At 36.6% G+C, this 16,573-nt stretch carries 10 protein-coding genes; 4 read left to right on the top strand and 6 right to left on the bottom strand.

Translation table 11 applies throughout. The features are described 5' to 3' along the window. Window positions 1-22: 22 nt before the first annotated feature. The 4 genes from VB248_RS02550 to VB248_RS02535 all read right to left on the bottom strand — a co-directional run bounded on the left by VB248_RS02550 (window position 23) and on the right by VB248_RS02535 (window position 6,141). A complete protein-coding gene (locus VB248_RS02550; protein ID WP_323295270.1) occupies window positions 23-3,070 on the bottom strand; it encodes a SusC/RagA family TonB-linked outer membrane protein in 3,048 nt (1,015 codons plus the stop codon). Window positions 3,071-3,140: 70 nt separating this feature from the next. Continuing rightward, entirely contained in the window at window positions 3,141-3,353 is a 213-nt protein-coding gene (locus VB248_RS02545; RefSeq protein WP_323295163.1) for a hypothetical protein, read from the bottom strand. Between the two features lie 239 nt (window positions 3,354-3,592). Then, window positions 3,593-5,419 (bottom strand): glycoside hydrolase family 2 protein, encoded by a 1,827-nt coding sequence (locus VB248_RS02540; RefSeq protein WP_323295162.1) that lies wholly within the window; start codon window positions 5,417-5,419, stop codon window positions 3,593-3,595. A 137-nt stretch (window positions 5,420-5,556) separates the two neighbouring features. Continuing rightward, complete coding sequence (locus VB248_RS02535; protein WP_323295161.1) at window positions 5,557-6,141, bottom strand: RNA polymerase sigma factor; 585 nt, start codon at window positions 6,139-6,141, stop codon at window positions 5,557-5,559. Between the two features lie 290 nt (window positions 6,142-6,431). On the opposite strand from VB248_RS02535, the gene VB248_RS02530 reads away from it, so the two are divergent. The 4 genes from VB248_RS02530 (at window position 6,432) to fucP (VB248_RS02515) (ending at window position 14,348) form a co-directional block, all read left to right on the top strand. Then, window positions 6,432-9,494, top strand: a complete 3,063-nt coding sequence (locus tag VB248_RS02530; RefSeq protein ID WP_323295160.1) for an amidohydrolase family protein — start codon at window positions 6,432-6,434, stop codon at window positions 9,492-9,494. 66 nt (window positions 9,495-9,560) lie between these two features. Continuing rightward, on the top strand, window positions 9,561-10,865 hold the full coding sequence (locus VB248_RS02525; RefSeq protein WP_323295159.1) for an amidohydrolase family protein: 1,305 nt from the start codon (window positions 9,561-9,563) through the stop codon (window positions 10,863-10,865). A 216-nt stretch (window positions 10,866-11,081) separates the two neighbouring features. Beyond that, on the top strand, window positions 11,082-13,046 hold the full coding sequence (locus VB248_RS02520) for a hybrid sensor histidine kinase/response regulator transcription factor (protein ID WP_323295158.1): 1,965 nt from the start codon (window positions 11,082-11,084) through the stop codon (window positions 13,044-13,046). A 27-nt stretch (window positions 13,047-13,073) separates the two neighbouring features. Further along, a complete protein-coding gene (fucP, locus tag VB248_RS02515; protein ID WP_323295157.1) occupies window positions 13,074-14,348 on the top strand; it encodes an L-fucose:H+ symporter permease in 1,275 nt (424 codons plus the stop codon). A gap of 20 nt (window positions 14,349-14,368) precedes the next feature. Here fucP (VB248_RS02515) and VB248_RS02510 read toward each other — a convergent pair whose 3' ends face one another. Both VB248_RS02510 and fucP (VB248_RS02505) read right to left on the bottom strand, forming a co-directional pair. Next, window positions 14,369-15,214 (bottom strand): sugar phosphate isomerase/epimerase family protein, encoded by an 846-nt coding sequence (locus tag VB248_RS02510; protein WP_323295156.1) that lies wholly within the window; start codon window positions 15,212-15,214, stop codon window positions 14,369-14,371. 20 nt (window positions 15,215-15,234) lie between these two features. Further along, complete coding sequence (gene fucP, locus VB248_RS02505) at window positions 15,235-16,518, bottom strand: L-fucose:H+ symporter permease (RefSeq protein WP_323295155.1); 1,284 nt, start codon at window positions 16,516-16,518, stop codon at window positions 15,235-15,237. Window positions 16,519-16,573: the final 55 nt, after the last annotated feature.

The following is a 16,573-nucleotide window of genomic DNA, read 5'->3' as shown; positions in this document are numbered from 1 at the left end:
TTTTAAAGGTTAATAGCCTTGCTTAAAATTTAGCGTTGATACCTACTGTAAATACTTTTGTTGCAGGAGTAATACCGCTGTTTACTGCCGTTCCTGATGTTTCAGGGTCAACTCCATTGTATTTTGAAATGAATTTAGACCATATAAATGGTTGTTGGATACTCGAAAACAATCTTAATGATTCCATTCCTAATTTCTTAGCAACACTGTTACTGAAAGTATAACCAAAATTGATATTTCTCAACTTAATGAATGAACCATCAAAATAAATAAGTGTTGTATTGTACTGAGGAAATTCTTGTGTACTAAATGGACGAGGGAATTCAGCATTAGGATTGTTTGGCGTCCAGTAATCAACTTTAATTTGCTGATAACGACCAGCCAATGCGTTGTTGTTTTGGTGGAAACCACTTACAATAGTCTGACCGAATCTACCAAAGAAAAAGAATGATATATCAAAATTTTTGTAAGAAAAGCGATTTGTTAAACCTGCCGAGAAATCCGGCACATCTGAACCTAACAATACTCTATCATTAGCATTAATTACACCGTCACCATTAGTATCTTGTACTTTAACTTGACCTACCCCTGCCCCTAAAGCATTTCCTTTGTCACCAGGGTAAAATTTAGCCGCTTGTTCAGCTTCGCTTACTTGCCAGATACCAGCCTTTTTGTAGTCAAAGAATGAGTTCAAAGGCTGACCAATAAACCATTTGTTACCAACATCGTCGATTGCTCCGTTGTAAAGTGAAACAATTTCTTCTTTGTTTTTAGTAAACTGGAAGTCTGTCGTCCACTTAAATCCACCTGCTGTATTGACATTAACCGTAGAAATACCCAACTCAACCCCTCTGTTTCTTGTTTCACCAACGTTACGAGTTACCGCACTGAAACCAATTGAACCTGGTAATTGGTCTGATAATAAAAGGTCAGTAGTGTTTGTCTGATACAATTCAATTGAACCTTGTACTTTTCCTTTCCAGATACTAAAGTCAACCCCAAAGTTTGTAGTTGCCGAACTTTCCCATCTCAAGTCTGGGTTTCCAATTGTGTTTGGTCTGTAACCGAAAGCACCTGTATTATCCCAAGCGTAAGTCGTTCTGCTTAATAAACCTTGTGTTTGATACGGAGAAACCCCTTGGTTACCCACAGCACCATAACCCGCTCTTAGTTTCAATAAGTCCAACCAAGTAATTTCTTTCATAAATCCTTCGTTGCTCATATTCCAACCAAAAGCAATTCCAGGGAAATTACCATACTTTGTATTCACACCAAAACGACTTGAACCATCACGACGCATCGTTAAAGTAACCAAATATTTATCATTGAAATCATAATTGATACGTCCCATCACAGAGTTGATAGTCCACTCTGTTAAAGCACTACCTACGCCTAATACCGACCCAGCATTTCCTAAGTTATAGAATTGTTGAGATTCAGCAGGCACACCTTGAACGTTTGTAATATAAGTTTCAAAACGGTCTTTTTGGATTGATTGAAGTAAAGTAACATTCAGATTGTGTTTTCCGAAACTTTTTGAATAATTCAGAATGTTTTCAAGCGTCCAGTTGAAGCCGAAACGGTTTTCATTACTTGCTTGTGGGTCACCACCTTTTCTGGCGTTAGTTTGTGCTCCAATGAATCTACCCCAACGAGAAATCGTAAAGTCTGGGCCAAATCTGGCTGTATATTTCAAACCATCCAAGATTTTTACTTCCGCATAAATACTATTGAAAATTCTGTATTTTTTAGTATTGTCCACTTGAGCACCAGGTACAATTTCAGCTAATGGGTTAGTTAATAAAGCATCATTGGTGGGTGTAAAATTAATCGTTCCGTCAGCTTTGTATGCCGCACCCAATGGGTTTTGCCCAAGAGTAAAACTGTATGGGTTTAAGTTTTCACCATTTCTCTCACTATACATTACATAAGTTGACAAACCTACTTTCAAATTTTTATTGATTTGATGGTCGATGTTTGCACGTAAAGTAGTTCTTGCATAATCTAAACCTTCAGTAATACCTTTATCTAAGAAATAACCACCCGAAATATAAAATTGAGTTTTATCGTTACCACCTTGAATACCAATCGTATGGTTTTGTTGGAAACCATTTTTCAAAATTAAATCTTGGTAATCAGTACTTCTACCTTGTGCCAAACCTTCAACTACGTTAGGGTCACCACCTAATACTGCTACTTTTGAATCAGCAACTGGATCCGACTGGCCAGTAGGTACAATCGTACCGGCCGCATTTTTATAGATACCTGTTGCACGATAAGCTTCTCTTACATATTCTGCAAACTCAGCCCCGTTGAATAACTGTAATTTGTTCAATGCTTGTGACTGACCCACATACATATCATAAGTAACAGTTGTCTTTCCTTTTACAGCACCTCTTTTAGTAGTTACAATCACCACACCGTTTGCACCTCTTGCACCATAAATAGCTGTTGCAGTAGCATCTTTCAATACTTCAATTGATTGAATATCATTTGGGTTCATGTCTTCATAACCAGCAGACAAAGGAATACCATCAACTACATACAAAGGGTCGTTACCAGCGTTGAATGAACGACGACCACGAATTAATATTTTTGGAGTAGTACCTGGTTTTGAACCCGATTGCGATACATCCACCCCAGCAGTACGTCCTTGTAATGCCTGACCTAAGTTGGTAATAGGCATTTCAGAAATTTGTTTTGATGATACTTGTGAAATCGCACCAGTCAATTGGCTTTTTTTCTGAGTACCATAACCCACAACTACCACTTCGTCAATTGATTTTACATCAACATTCATTTTCACATCAATTGATGAGCGATTAGAAACCGCTACTTCTACCGTAGCATAACCAACCGCCGAGAAAATTAAAGTAGCGTTTCCTGACGCTGCAATTTTATATGCACCATTAGCATCTGAAGTAGCTCCTTTATTAGTACCTTTCACAACAACGTTTACTCCGGGAATTCCTTGACCATCATCAGTTGAGGTAATTTTCCCCGAAATCGTCTGTTGCCCAAAGCTGGACATCGTAATTGTGATGAGTATCGAGCAAATCGCCCAACTCATCTTACTCTTGAAGTTTAGTAAAAGTTTCATACTCATGTGTTTTTGATTTTTTTTTAAGAATTGTGATAGTTTAAATAAACGAAAGGGTTGAATTGATTTTTTTCCATAGCTGGTCTATTTCATCCACAGAAATACTTTTTTGTTCAACATGACTGACAATGGCTTTTGCCATCTCAATTTCCTCTGATTTCTCTGGGTACTTCTCTAAAAATACTTGCCAAAACTTATCATTTTTAGTATTGCCCGAAGAGTTGACCCACTCTACAAAACAACTATCCGACACAAAGTCATCGGTTGTAAATTTTTTGTAATGTATAAATCTCTCGTTAAGCAATTTTATAAATATTTTAAGTAAAACTTGTATTTTGATGTAAAAGACAGCCCCTATTCTATTTCTACTCAATTTTTGGAAACTTTTATTTACTTTTTATCATTTTTTTTTGCACAAAAAAGGGTCAAAACTAAATGTCTTGACCCTTTTGTTTTTGAATTAAAGCTTTCTCAAATAAATTTTATTAAATGTCATTTAGTTTGATACCATCTTTTTAAAGTATAAAATGCCATTTTCTTAATTCCTGTATCAGAAACCAAACCTTTGCGGTTGAAAAAATCTTGCTTTCTTGGTAAAAGTCGCAATGGAGAACGAAAATCCATCAAAACCCAAGCAGAAGTACCTCGCAAAAATGAAATATTATCAAACATTTTTACTTGATTTTCATAAATACGATTTTGATATTCTTCTGTCCAAATTTCATCGGCTTTACCATGTAAACCTGCTACACTTTCTCCACCAAATTCGCTCATTATTAAGGGTTTATTGTATTTTGATGTCCACTGGATAGTTGGTGCAAGTTCAGCAGGAAGTGTGTACCAGCCAATATATTCATTACAACCCATCACATCTACGTACTCACCCAAAGGGTCTTCAATGGTTTGCAAACCTTTGCTCGCTTTTGAAAATAAAGCCGCAGCGGTGAGTCGAGTGTCATCAACACTTTTGGTTTTATCAATCAATTTTTTTAGAAACTTGAGTCTATCCTCCGTTTCAGGAGTTTCATTCGCCATAGACCATATAATAATTGAGGCTCTATTTTTATCACGACTGATATTTTCTAACAATTGAGTTTCAGCTTTGACATAAACATCAGGTTTTTCAAACTTAACCGCCCAATAAACAGGAATCTCAGACCAAACCAACAAACCCATTTCATCAGCCATCCGTGTCATTGTTTCATTATGTGGGTAATGAGCCAAGCGTACATAATTACTGCCCAATTCTTTTGCCCAAGTAAGCAAAGTACGAGCATCCCCTTCTGAATAAGCTCTACCAGTGCGGAAAGGTGCTTCTTCGTGAATACTTGCTCCTTTCAAAAAAATGGGTTTACCATTCAGTAAAATATCTGTACCACGGGTTTCAATTGTTCGGAAGCCAATTTTATCAGTGATGGTATCTGTTGCTGATGTGAGTTTTACAAGGTATAATTTAGGATTTTCGGGAGACCAGAGTTGTAGTTTCTTTACATTAAAACTAAGGGCTGCAAAACCAGAAGTATCTGGCTTAACAGTTTGTTTCAAGCCGATTTCAGGAATTTCAATTGTTACATTTTGACTTTTCTGCGAACCTTCCAATTTTACCCAACCTTTTATATCAGCAATTTTACCTTTCTCTAACTGAATAAAATAATCTGAAATAAAAGTTTCGGACACTTCTACGAGGTTTACAGAACGAGTAATACCTCCATAATTCCACCAGTCAGTAATATTAGTTGGTATTTTATTTTCGCCTCTGATATTGTTGGCATTAACCAATATTTTATTTTCACCAGCTTTCAAAAGTGAAGTTACTTCAAATTGAAAGGCTGTGAAACCTCCCTCGTGTTGACCTAATTTTGTACCGTTAACATAAACAACTGCCTCATAATTAACCGCCCCAAAATGTAAAAAATAGCGTTTCCCAGCCTGTGGATTTAGCGTTATTTTTTTTCTATACCACATATTCCCCTCGTAATAAAACAGGTTTTCACGCTGTGTATTCCAATCTCCGGGAACTTTTAGCTGTTCTGCAACATCTAAATCTTGTTCTACAAGTTCTGTATTTCGTAAATTTTCGCCATTGAATTGATATTTAACTGGCTTTCTATCTTTTACAAGCCCTGAGCGTTCTTGAGAAGCAACGCCATAAACATCTACTTGTGATTGCCATAGACCATCAAGTAAAGTGGTTTTTCTACCAGAAATATTTTGTAATAAAGGAGTTTGTGCAGAAAGTGTTGAAAAAGCAATAATGTAGGTGATTATAGCAAACAAAAATCGTTGACCAGTCATAAAATTCGTAATTACTTTATTCATAATATTTATGTTTACTTATTTCACATTGCAGTGCAATGTTTTAGATAGCAATCAAGGCTATTTAAAAAAAATTCATTCGCTGAAGAGAATAGTTCGCCCCTGTTGCTAATAAATACTTGTATCCGTTGATACAAAAATTAAGAAGCAAAATGCAAACGCTCGACAGAAATGTGTTCTTTCAGGATTTTCAACGCTCCGAAAATAAGATTATAAACCGACTGCGGATTTATTTTCATCATATTTGAAATCTGGTCGGTATCCATATTATGATAAAACTTCAAAGAGATAGCTTCTCTTTGGCGTTTGGTCAAATACTTGAATGACTCACTTAAAGTATCAGTGAAACATTGCTCTTCTTCAAAAGCCACCAAACGGTTTTCATGAGAACCTGTATAATCAGGATTTTCAAGATAGTAAGCTTCTTGATGTTGGAAATGTCGTTGCTGTGCTTCTAAATGACGCACCAATTTGCGTTTGATAGAAGCCATTAAATAATAGCGAATAGAAGTGGTTTCACCCAAATTCGCATGGTTTTTCCATAACTCTACAAACAAGTCGTGCAAGCAATCCTTGATTAACTCACGGTCGGCAGTGATACTTGTACTATAATTGTACAACAGACTAACGTAATTATGATAAATCGAAGAAAAAGCAGCATGGTCGCCTGCTCTGAATTCATTCCATAAAGTAACTTCGTCGAATATTTTTTTTGTAGTTATCATAGATTAAATAAGAGTATCTTGTAATTTCTCTTAAAGATATATCAAAAAAATATCACTATTCAAGGCTTTTTTTGAATATTTTTCCGTAAACGTTTACGGAAACGTTTACAAGAAAAATATTATTTTTTTGCACTTTAAATAGAATCTTTCAACTCAAAATTCAATTCTGAAAAAACACTTGGCAGGTCTTTCAATTCTTTAGGCGAAAAAAAATCTGTGAAATAGGATATTTCTAATTTTGATTCTATTTTTAGACGATTATTCTTATCACAAACAAAAATCAACAAAACATGAAAAAACTTTTTCTTAGCCTCATCTGCTTATTTTTGATGAGTTCTATCATTCATGCACAAACGCAATTTCAGCCTCGCAACGGTGTGCAAGATGAACGTCCTAATTATTACGCTTTCACAAATGCTACCATCGTAGCAGATGCCAACACCATCATTGAAGGAGCAACGCTACTCATCCGTGGCTCGGTGATTGAAGCTATCGGAAAAAATGTAGTAATTCCAGCAGGTACAAATGTTACAGACCTCAAAGGCAAAAGAATTTATCCTTCTTTAGTTGAAGTTTATTCAAACTATGGTTTACCTGATACCAAAAGCGAAAGCAGAGGTTTCAGAGGTGACCCACAATTTGATTCTAAGAAAAAAGGAGCTTACAACTGGAATCAAGCAGTATTACCAGAAGTAACTGCCGCTAATCTTTTTACAGTTAATAGCAACGCTGCCGACGAATTACGTAAAATTGGTTTCGGAGCAACTATCAGCCACGTGCAAGATGGAATCGTGAGAGGAAATTCTGCTTTGGTAGCCCTTTTGGATGGTCGTGACCAAGATGCTTTATTGAAAAGTAATGTTTCAGCTCATTATTCATTCTCGAAAGGTACTTCTACGCAAGATTACCCCAACTCAATGATGGGTTCGGTAGCATTGCTTCGTCAGACCTATTACGATGCCGACTGGTTCAAGAAATCAAAAAATAAAATTGAATCAAATATTTCTTTAGATGCTTTCAACAACAACCAAAGCCTTCCACAAGTATTTGAAGTAGGAGATAAACTGGGCATTTTGCGTGCCAGCAAAATCGGAAAAGAATTTGGCGTACAATATATTATTAAAGGAGCAGGAGACGAGTACCAACGTCTTGATGAAGTAAAGGCTACTGGTTCGAGCTTGATTTTACCGCTAAATTTCCCTGCAACACCAGATGTTGAAGACCCTTACGATGCGTCGGTAGTTTCTTTGTCCGAAATGAAACATTGGGAAATGGCACCAGCCAATGCTGCCATTTTAGCAAAAGCAGGTATAAATTTTGCCTTCACTACTTCAAACCTAAGAAGCAAAGCAGACTTTTTGACCAACCTCCGCAAAGCCATAGAATACGGTTTAGACGAAAAAGTTGCCTTAGCAGCCATCACTTCAACGCCAGCACAGTTGATGAAAGTAGATAATTTGGTAGGTTCATTAAAAGCAGGAATGTTAGCCAACTTCTTGATTACTTCTGATAATTTATTCAAAGACGGAAATGTAATTTATGAAAACTGGGTAAAAGGTCAGCGTTATGTTTTGGCAAATATGAACGTAAAAGACGTTCGTGCTACTTATGATTTAAGCGTTGGAGCTAAAACTGGTTTGAAATTGAATGTTACAGGAAAAGTTGAAAAACCAGATTTCCAAATCGTAGTAACGGACTCAGTAAAAGTAAGTCCGAAAGTAACCAGAACCGGCGAAAACTTTACTTTGAGCTTTAAATTAGACCCTAAAAAAGACAAAGGAGATACTCGTATCAGTACTTATTTTGATGGAAAGAATTTTAAAGGAGATGGTTTAGATGCCAGTGGACAAGCGGTTACTTTCACGGCTACTTTCAAAGAAGCTTTCAAAGAAACACCTGCAAAAACTGATAGTACTAAAAAAGTAATTCCAGAAATCGGAAAATTATCTTATCCTTTCACAAGCTACGGAACAGAAGAAAAACCAAAAGCTGAAACTATTTTAGTGAAAAACGCTACGGTTTGGACTAACGAAAAAGAAGGAATTATCCAGAACACAGACGTTTTAATTCAAAATGGTAAAATTGCTAAAGTAGGGAAAAACCTTGCTGAAAACGGAGCTAAAGTAATCGACGGAACGGGTAAACATTTAACAAACGGTATTTTTGATGAACATTCACACATTGCTTTATTGTCGGTAAACGAAGGTACTCAGTCGGTTACTTCTGAAGTAAGAATGGAAGACGTAATTAATTCAGAAGACATCAACATTTATCGTCAATTGGCGGGTGGTGTTACTTCTTCTCAGTTATTACATGGTTCGGCAAACTCAATCGGTGGACAATCGGCAATCATTAAATTAAAATGGGGTGAAGCACCAGAAGCGTTGAAAATTCCGAACGCAGATGGATTTATCAAATTTGCTTTGGGCGAAAACGTAAAACAAGCCAACTGGGGCGACCGTGCCAGAGTACGTTTCCCACAATCTCGTATGGGCGTTGAGCAAGTAATGATGGATGCTTTTTTGAGAGCAAAAGAATATGAAAAAGCTACCAAAGCAGCGGCGGCAAATCCAACACTTGCACCTGTAAAACGTGATTTAGAATTAGACGCTTTAGTAGAAATTTTGAACAAGAAAAGATTCATTACTTGTCACTCTTATGTACAGTCAGAAATCAATATGTTGTTGAAAGTAGCAGATTCTTTAGGTTTTAAAGTGAACACTTTTACGCACATCTTAGAAGGTTATAAAGTAGCTGACAAAATGAAAGCACACGGAGCAAACGGTTCTACGTTCTCTGACTGGTGGGCTTATAAAATGGAAGTAAAAGAAGCGATTCCGTTCAATGCAGCCTTGATGACGAAAGTTGGGGTAAATACTTCAATCAACTCGGATGATGCAGAAATGGCTCGTAGATTGAACCAAGAAGCGGCAAAAACAGTCATGTACGGCGGAATGACAGAGGAAGAAGCTTGGAAAATGGTGACCTTGAATCCTGCAAAAATGTTGCATTTGGATAACCGTTTGGGAAGTATCAAAGCAGGCAAAGATGCAGACGTAGTTTTATGGAACAATAATCCACTTTCGGTATATGCAAAACCAGAAAAAGTAATCATCGACGGAGCTACGTATTTTGACATCGAAAAAGATAAACAATTACGTGCAAGTATTGCGGCAGAAAGAAACCGTATTACTCAGAAAATGTTGAATGCTAAAGCAGGCGGAGCCGCTACGGTAAAACCAGAAGCGAAAAGACCAAGATTATTCCACTGTAATTCAGAAGGTGATTTAACCGAAGAAGTAGGTGGATTTAAAGAAAAAGGACTTTCACAGACGGAAGAACAAGAGGACTAATTATGAGATATGAATTATTAATTATTAATTTTTCAATAATTCAGATGATTTAAAAATTGACATAAAATGAAAAACATAAAATTGATATATAGCCTTGTATTCTTATTCTTTACGAATACAATTTTTGCCCAAAACCAAGCGGCTGGGCTTCCACAAACCAAAGCGATTGCTTTGACAGGTGCAACGATTCATACTGCTGCTGGACAAGTAATTCCAAACGGCGTAATTGTTTTTGACAAAGGTGTCATTACTGCCATCGGTGGTGCGGGTACTGCTTACAACAAAGCTACTACCGAAACGATCGACGTTACTGGAAAAAGTATTTATCCGGGTTTAATTTCTCCTGCCAATCAATTGGGACTTATTGAAATTGAAGCCGTTCGTGCAACTGACGACCAAACTGAAATCGGGCAATTCAATCCACACGTGCGTGCTTTGATTGCTTATAATACAGATTCTGAATTGATTCCTACAGTAAGAAGTAATGGTGTTTTAATTACGCAAGCTACTCCACAAGGAGATGTCATTACGGGTATGTCGTCGGTAATGCAATTAGACGGCTGGAACTGGGAAGATGCCGTTTTGAAAAAAGATGATGGTGTACACATCAACTGGATTGGCTACTTTAAGCGTGATTTTGATTTTTCTACTTTTACTTTTACAACTAAAAAGAATGACAAAAGAGAAGAACAATTAAGAGAAATCAGCAAAATTTTTGATGATGCGATTATTTATTCGCAAATCAAAAATCCAAGCACTATCAATGTGAAATTGGAAGCAATGAAAGGACTTTTTGATGGTTCAAAAAATCTTTATATCGCTGCGGATTATGGTAAAGAAATCATCGAAGCCGTACAATTTGCACAGTCGAAAGGGGTAAAGAAAATCGTAATCATCGGCGGTGAAGAGTCTTTATTAGCGGCAGATTTCTTGAAAGAAAACAACGTTCCAGTCATTGTAGGTACAACACACCGTTTACCCAACAAAGTAGATGACGACACCGATTTGCCTTATAAATTGCCTTATTTATTACAACAAAAAGGCGTAACGGTGGGCTTGGCTTACATTGGTCTAAACTGGAGAACACGCAATTTGCCATTCGTAGCGGGTACAGTGGCAGGACATGGCATGGACAAAGAAGATGCTTTGAAATTAATCACAGCCAACAATGCTAAAATTTTAGGTATTGATAAATATGTAGGTACTTTGGAAGTAGGTAAACACGCTACTTTAATCGTATCGGCTGGCGATGTATTAGATATGCGTTCGGCAAAAGTTGAACAAGCTTTTATTCAAGGTCGCAAGATAGATTTGGACGACAAACAAAAACGTTTGTACAAAAAATATTCAGAAAAATACGGTACTAAGTAAGTCAAACTGAATATAAAAAACGACAAAGCCTCAATTTGAAAAAGTTGGGGCTTTGTCGTTTTTATATAAAACTCATTATATGAGAAAATTAAAGTGATAATGGCACAATAATAGAAATTATAAATACAAAAGGGCTATTTCAACCAATACTTTAACCAAAAAAATCTGTATTTTTGTAAGAATAATTATATTTTTTACGAAAAATTCAATACAGTCTTGTTATACTCAAACTTATCTTGTATTAACCGTCAAAGTATTTTAAAAAAGTTTATCAGGTATATTTTTTTCATCGGAATCATTATTTCTTTCGCACTATCTGCTGGTGCTGAAAATAAAATCTTTCCTTTAAAAAATAAGGCAACCGCAACCAATCAAATAGTTTCTCAGAAAGAAACTGTGAATCAAGGTATTTTGCTTGACTCAGTTCAAAGAAGACAAAAAACAATCACCTACATTATTTTAGGGGCTTTGGTGATTGTGATTATTCTGGGAGGTTTAACTTTACTCTCGCTACAAGAAAAGCAAATTGCTAATGTGGATTTGCAAGATAAAAACGAAGAAATCCTCCAACAAAGAAATCAGATTCAGGAAATGGCTGAAAAAGCGGAGGAAGCCACACAAGCAAAACTAAAGTTTTTTACCAATATTTCTCATGAATTTCGTACCCCTCTTACATTAATCCTCGGCCCAACCGAAGAATGGCTTGCCAAAAATTCGGGGGTAAATAAAGAGCTTCGAAATGATTTGCTGCTCATTCAATCAAATGCCAATCGTTTGCTTCGTTTGGTGAATCAATTATTGGATTTCCGCAAAATTGAAAACGGAAGTATGGAGCTACGAGCGACCCAAAATGAGCTGATTAGTTTTGTAAAAAGCCTTTCAAAATCTTTTGAACGATTGGCGAAAAGTAGAAATATTCAATTTGAAGTATTTAGTAACGTCGATTCACTCAACTGCTGGTTTGATGTTGACAAGCTTGATAAAGTAATTTTTAATTTACTTTCTAATGCGTTTAAATTCACCGCCGACAACGGCAAGATAAGTATTCGGATTATCAACGAATCGGTTGATAATTGTGTCCGAATTATTGTGGAAGACAATGGCAGAGGAATGAATCCTTCAGATTTAGACCGAATTTTTGACCGCTTTTTTCAGGTTGATAACTTTAGCGATGTAGGAAGTGGACTCGGATTGGCCCTTTCTAAAGAGTTAATTTTATTGCACAAAGGCGACATCAAAGTTCAAAGTGAAAAGTGGAAAGGAACACGTTTTGACGTAACGCTACCTTTTGGAAATGAGCATCTTACCTTGAACCAGTTAGCCGAGAAACAGGCTGAACACTTTTTTGTAAACGATGATTTACCCTATGAAATCACACCCAATGAAAAGGCTAAAGAAACCGTTTCAGGCAAAAAATTCTCTTTACTTCTTATCGAAGACAATACAGAAGTTCGTTCATTTCTTCGCTCAAGGCTTTCTGATGAATATGAATTATGGGAAGAATTGAATGGAAATTTAGGTTTAAGTAAAGCTTTTGAAGTAGTTCCAGACTTAATTATTTGTGATGTGATGCTTCCCGGTAAAGATGGTTTTGATATTACGCAAAAATTAAAATCAGATTTCAGAACATCCCATATTCCTGTGATTTTACTAACAGCACTGTCGTCTATTGAAAAACAAATAGAAGGTACGCAAATGGGAGCGGATGCTTATTTCTGTAAGCCTTTCAATATGGCATTGCTAAGAGAAAGGATAAAAACACTTTTGAGAAATAGACAAATTTTGAGAGAACGCTACATTAGCGAAATAGATAAAGTGGTGTACGACACCAGCGAAAATACTTTAGATAAAAAGTTTGTCAACGATTTTGTTGCAATGATGGAAAGTAATTTTCACAAAAGCGACTTTCAAGTAAACGATATGTGTAAAGAAATGGGCGTTTCACGGGTACAGCTTTACAGAAAAGTAAAAGCCCTGCTCAATTGTAGTGTAAATGATTATTTGCAGGATGTACGATTGAAAAAAGCTCGTTACTTGCTTCGCCAGACGAATGAACCCATTCAAGATATTGCCCTGAAAGTCGGGTTTACTTCACAGGGGTATTTTGCCTCCTCTTTCAAAGCAAAGTTTCAGATTACGCCCACCGAGTACAGAAATAATATGCCAACCCAACCACTATAAACTATCGTTCGTGATAATTTTTAAGCAATGGAAAACCACTTACAGACAACCATAGATACAAAGCAATCTAAATTGATTCCTCAAATATTACTGACTGGTTTATTTTTGCTTTGGGGCTGTGCCAGCGGACTCAATTATTTATTGATGAGCCAATGCCAACAGGTATTTCGCTTATCGAGTTTTCAAACAAGTTTTGTACAGACCTTTTTTTACTTTGGCTATTTTTCTATGGCTTTGCCTGCTGGTTTGCTGATGCAACGATACAGTTTTAAGGCGGGAATTATTTTAGGTTTATTGCTTTCGGGAGTAGGAGCATTTTTATTTTATCCTGCGGCTGATATTCAAGAATATGGTTTCTTTTTGGTTGTAGTTTTTATCATTTCAAGTGGATTGGCTTTTTTAGAAACAGCAGCCAATTTGTACATCATTGCCCTCGGAAATGCTGAAAATGCCAGTTTTAGGTTACTTTTCACACAATCCTTCAATCCCATTGGTTTCATTTCTATTTTAATCATCACCAATGAATTATCCATTATGCCAAGCCAACATTTTAATTTATCGGCTATTCAAATGGATGATTTTTCTCGTTTATATCTGCAAGACATTTTGCTTCCATACATCATTGTTGGTATTGTAGTAGTTATTTGGGCTTTACTGATGTTTCTTGCCAAATTCCCAGATGTGAAAGAAGAATTAGTAAAAACCAAAAATCCTGTAAAACTCAAAGCAATTCTTCGCAATCACCCATTACGGTATTCGATAATTGCACAATTTTTCTACATGGGAGCTCAAGTCGGTATCTGGAATTACTTCGCTCAACATTCAAGCAACAACGTTGATTTACTAAGTTCAAAAGCTTATTTAATCAATGCCTTGCTCCTGTTCACCATAGGAAGATTTATCAGCAGCGTACTGTCGAGATACATTATGATAGAAAAGATTCTATTTTCCTCGGCATTGATGAATGTAATTTTATGTGGCATTGCCATTTCTTTTGATAATCAGATTGGTTTAAATGCACTGATGGCTACAAGCTTTTTTATGGCGGCTATGTTTCCGGGAATTTTTGTATTAGGCGTAAGAGATTTCAAGGAAAATAGCAAGTTAGCGGGTGGACTTATTGTGATGGGAATGATTGGAGGCGTGTTTTTAGCAGTTTTAATGAACCAATTTTCAGAAAATTATTCACTCAAATACTCTTTTGGTTTACCAATGTTTTACTTTACCGTGATTCTGATTTATGCTTGGTACTTTATCAAAAAAAATAACGCTGACTTACAAGAAGCCAGCGTTAAGGCATAAATTAGTCGAACTCAGTAATATTATAAGCCTGCTTTGATAGACATTTCTCGCATAAATTGTAGCGATTCTTTTGCCAATTCTTCACAAGAATAAGTTGATTTTCGCCATAAAGACGTTGGGGCTACCAATGCTTCTACTTCCGAAGAAAACGATTCAAGTACTAATGAACCTTGATAATTGACGGCTGCCAAAGCTTTGAAAAAACTTTCCCAATCAATATTATCTTTTCCTAAAATACCTCTATCGCTTGCCGCAGCGTGTACGTGTTTCAATAAATTCCCTGCTTGAAGCACAGGAGTACGCATATTCGACTCTTCGATATTGGCATGAAAAGTGTCAATTTGTACGCCCACATTATCAAGACCAATCAAAGAAACAATTTCCACTACCTCCGCAACTGAAGTAAGCAAATAGGTTTCATAACGGTTGATGGGTTCAAGAGCTAAAGAAATGCCTTTGCTTTGGGCTACGTTGGCTACTTCTCCAATTACATCTACAATTACGTTTGTTTCTGCGGTGGTTCTTGGGGCTTTGGTAAAAACACCAATGCCCGTATAGAGTACGCCAGCCAAAAGATTTACTTCTAATTCTTCTAAAACATCAAGAGCATTGAGCAATAAAGCTTTCGCTTTTTCAGGATAAAAAGGCAAATGATGATCTTGAGGGAGAATTAATGAACAATTCAAAGCAATTCCGTTTTCTTGAGCCATTTGTTTGGCAATTTTAGCCTCAAAGTTGGCTAAATTGGGTAAAAGGATTTCTACCACATCGTAGCCAATTTTTGAAGCTTGCTCAATGGCAAACTTCCCTCCTTCCCTTGTCCATGTCGGAATCCATGTTAGTATTGATGCTCCGAATTTTACCATAATTGGTTCTATTAAAAATTTTATTTTCTATATCCTACAAAAGCATAATAAGCCACTGACACAAAGCACAATAAGGGAACTATTTCGGCAATTGCAATTCCCATTTTATCGGAAACTAAGCCCATCAAAGCGGTTAGCACCGCTCCGCCAATAATAGCCATTACTAATAAAGATGCTCCGATTTTTGTGCCTTCACCCAAACCATCTAAACCCAACGAAAAAACTGTTGGGAACATAATCGACATAAAGAAACTGGTAACAACCAATGTCCAAATGCCAAACATTGAAGGAAATAGCATTGAGAGCGATACTAAAACCACGCAAATGAGTGCATAAATACCCATCAAAACATTGGCTTTAACGTATTTTAACAATGCTGTTCCGCCAAAACGACCGCCCATAAATACGACTAAGGAGTAAGTTAGGTAAGAAGCCGCTTCTTTTTCAGACATATTTGGCACGGCGTTTTGTGCATAACGAATCAAATAACTCCAAATCCCTACTTGAGCACCCACATAAAAAAACTGTGTAATTACAGCTAAACGAAAATGCTTTATTCTTAGAAGGGACAAAATGGAAACGGGTTCAGATACTGCGTCCTCCTCTGCTTCGACTTTCGGGAATTGAGTGAGCGAAATAAGTACTACAAACAGTATCACAACAATACCAATCAACAAATAAGGTGTTTGTACTGCGGTAGCTTCGCTGGCATAATATTTTGTTAGTTCTTCTGATGAAAGCTTCGCCAATTCTTCTTTGGTGTATTCTACCCCTGAAAAAATAAATTGTTGTCCAATCAATATTCCCGTAATTGACCCAATTGGGTTGAATGACTGAGCTAAGTTTAAACGAAAAGCAGAAGTTTCAGGATTTCCTAAAGCAGCTACAAATGGATTGGCAGCAGTTTCCAAAAATGCAAGCCCTGCGGCAATCACAAAAAGTGCCATCAAAAAGAAGGAATACGACTGCATTTCTGCGGCTGGATAAAATAAAAATGCTCCCGTTGCATACAACGAAAGTCCAAGTATAATAGCCGTCTTATAACTGTATTTTCGCATAAACAATGCCGCAGGAATTGCCAAAACGAAGTATCCAAAATAAAAAGCAGACTGCACCAAACCCGACTGAAAATCGCTTAGTTCAAATGCTTTTTGGAATTGTTTGATTAGAATATCATTCAAATTATTTGCCACTCCCCACATAAAAAACAAACTTGTTACCAATATAAGTGGGACAATATAAGTAGCCTTGTCGTTGGCATTATCAGCTAATTTAGCCTTAGAAACGGATGAGATTTGTGCCATAATATAAAAGGTGAGGCAGCCATTGCCACTCGCAATGGCTTCCTTCTGATGAAAG

The organism is Arcicella rigui (assembly GCF_034929435.1).
GTDB classification, from domain to species: Bacteria; Bacteroidota; Bacteroidia; order Cytophagales; family Spirosomataceae; genus Arcicella; species Arcicella rigui.
The sequence above is the reverse complement of the archived record's forward strand: the minus strand, read 5'-3'. Positions and strand labels throughout refer to the sequence as shown.

Excerpts from the sequence above, each read along its gene's own strand:
- VB248_RS02550 (WP_323295270.1), bottom strand. The coding sequence starts at position 3,070 with ATGAGTTGGGCGATTTGCTCGATACTCATCACAATTACGATGTCCAGC.
- VB248_RS02540 (WP_323295162.1), bottom strand. The coding sequence starts at position 5,419 with ATGAATAAAGTAATTACGAATTTTATGACTGGTCAACGATTTTTGTTT.
- VB248_RS02535 (WP_323295161.1), bottom strand. The coding sequence starts at position 6,141 with ATGATAACTACAAAAAAAATATTCGACGAAGTTACTTTATGGAATGAA.
- VB248_RS02530 (WP_323295160.1), top strand. The coding sequence starts at position 6,432 with ATGAAAAAACTTTTTCTTAGCCTCATCTGCTTATTTTTGATGAGTTCT.
- VB248_RS02525 (WP_323295159.1), top strand. The coding sequence starts at position 9,561 with ATGAAAAACATAAAATTGATATATAGCCTTGTATTCTTATTCTTTACG.
- fucP (WP_323295157.1), top strand. The coding sequence starts at position 13,074 with ATGGAAAACCACTTACAGACAACCATAGATACAAAGCAATCTAAATTG.
- VB248_RS02510 (WP_323295156.1), bottom strand. The coding sequence starts at position 15,214 with ATGGTAAAATTCGGAGCATCAATACTAACATGGATTCCGACATGGACA.
- fucP (WP_323295155.1), bottom strand. The coding sequence starts at position 16,518 with ATGGCACAAATCTCATCCGTTTCTAAGGCTAAATTAGCTGATAATGCC.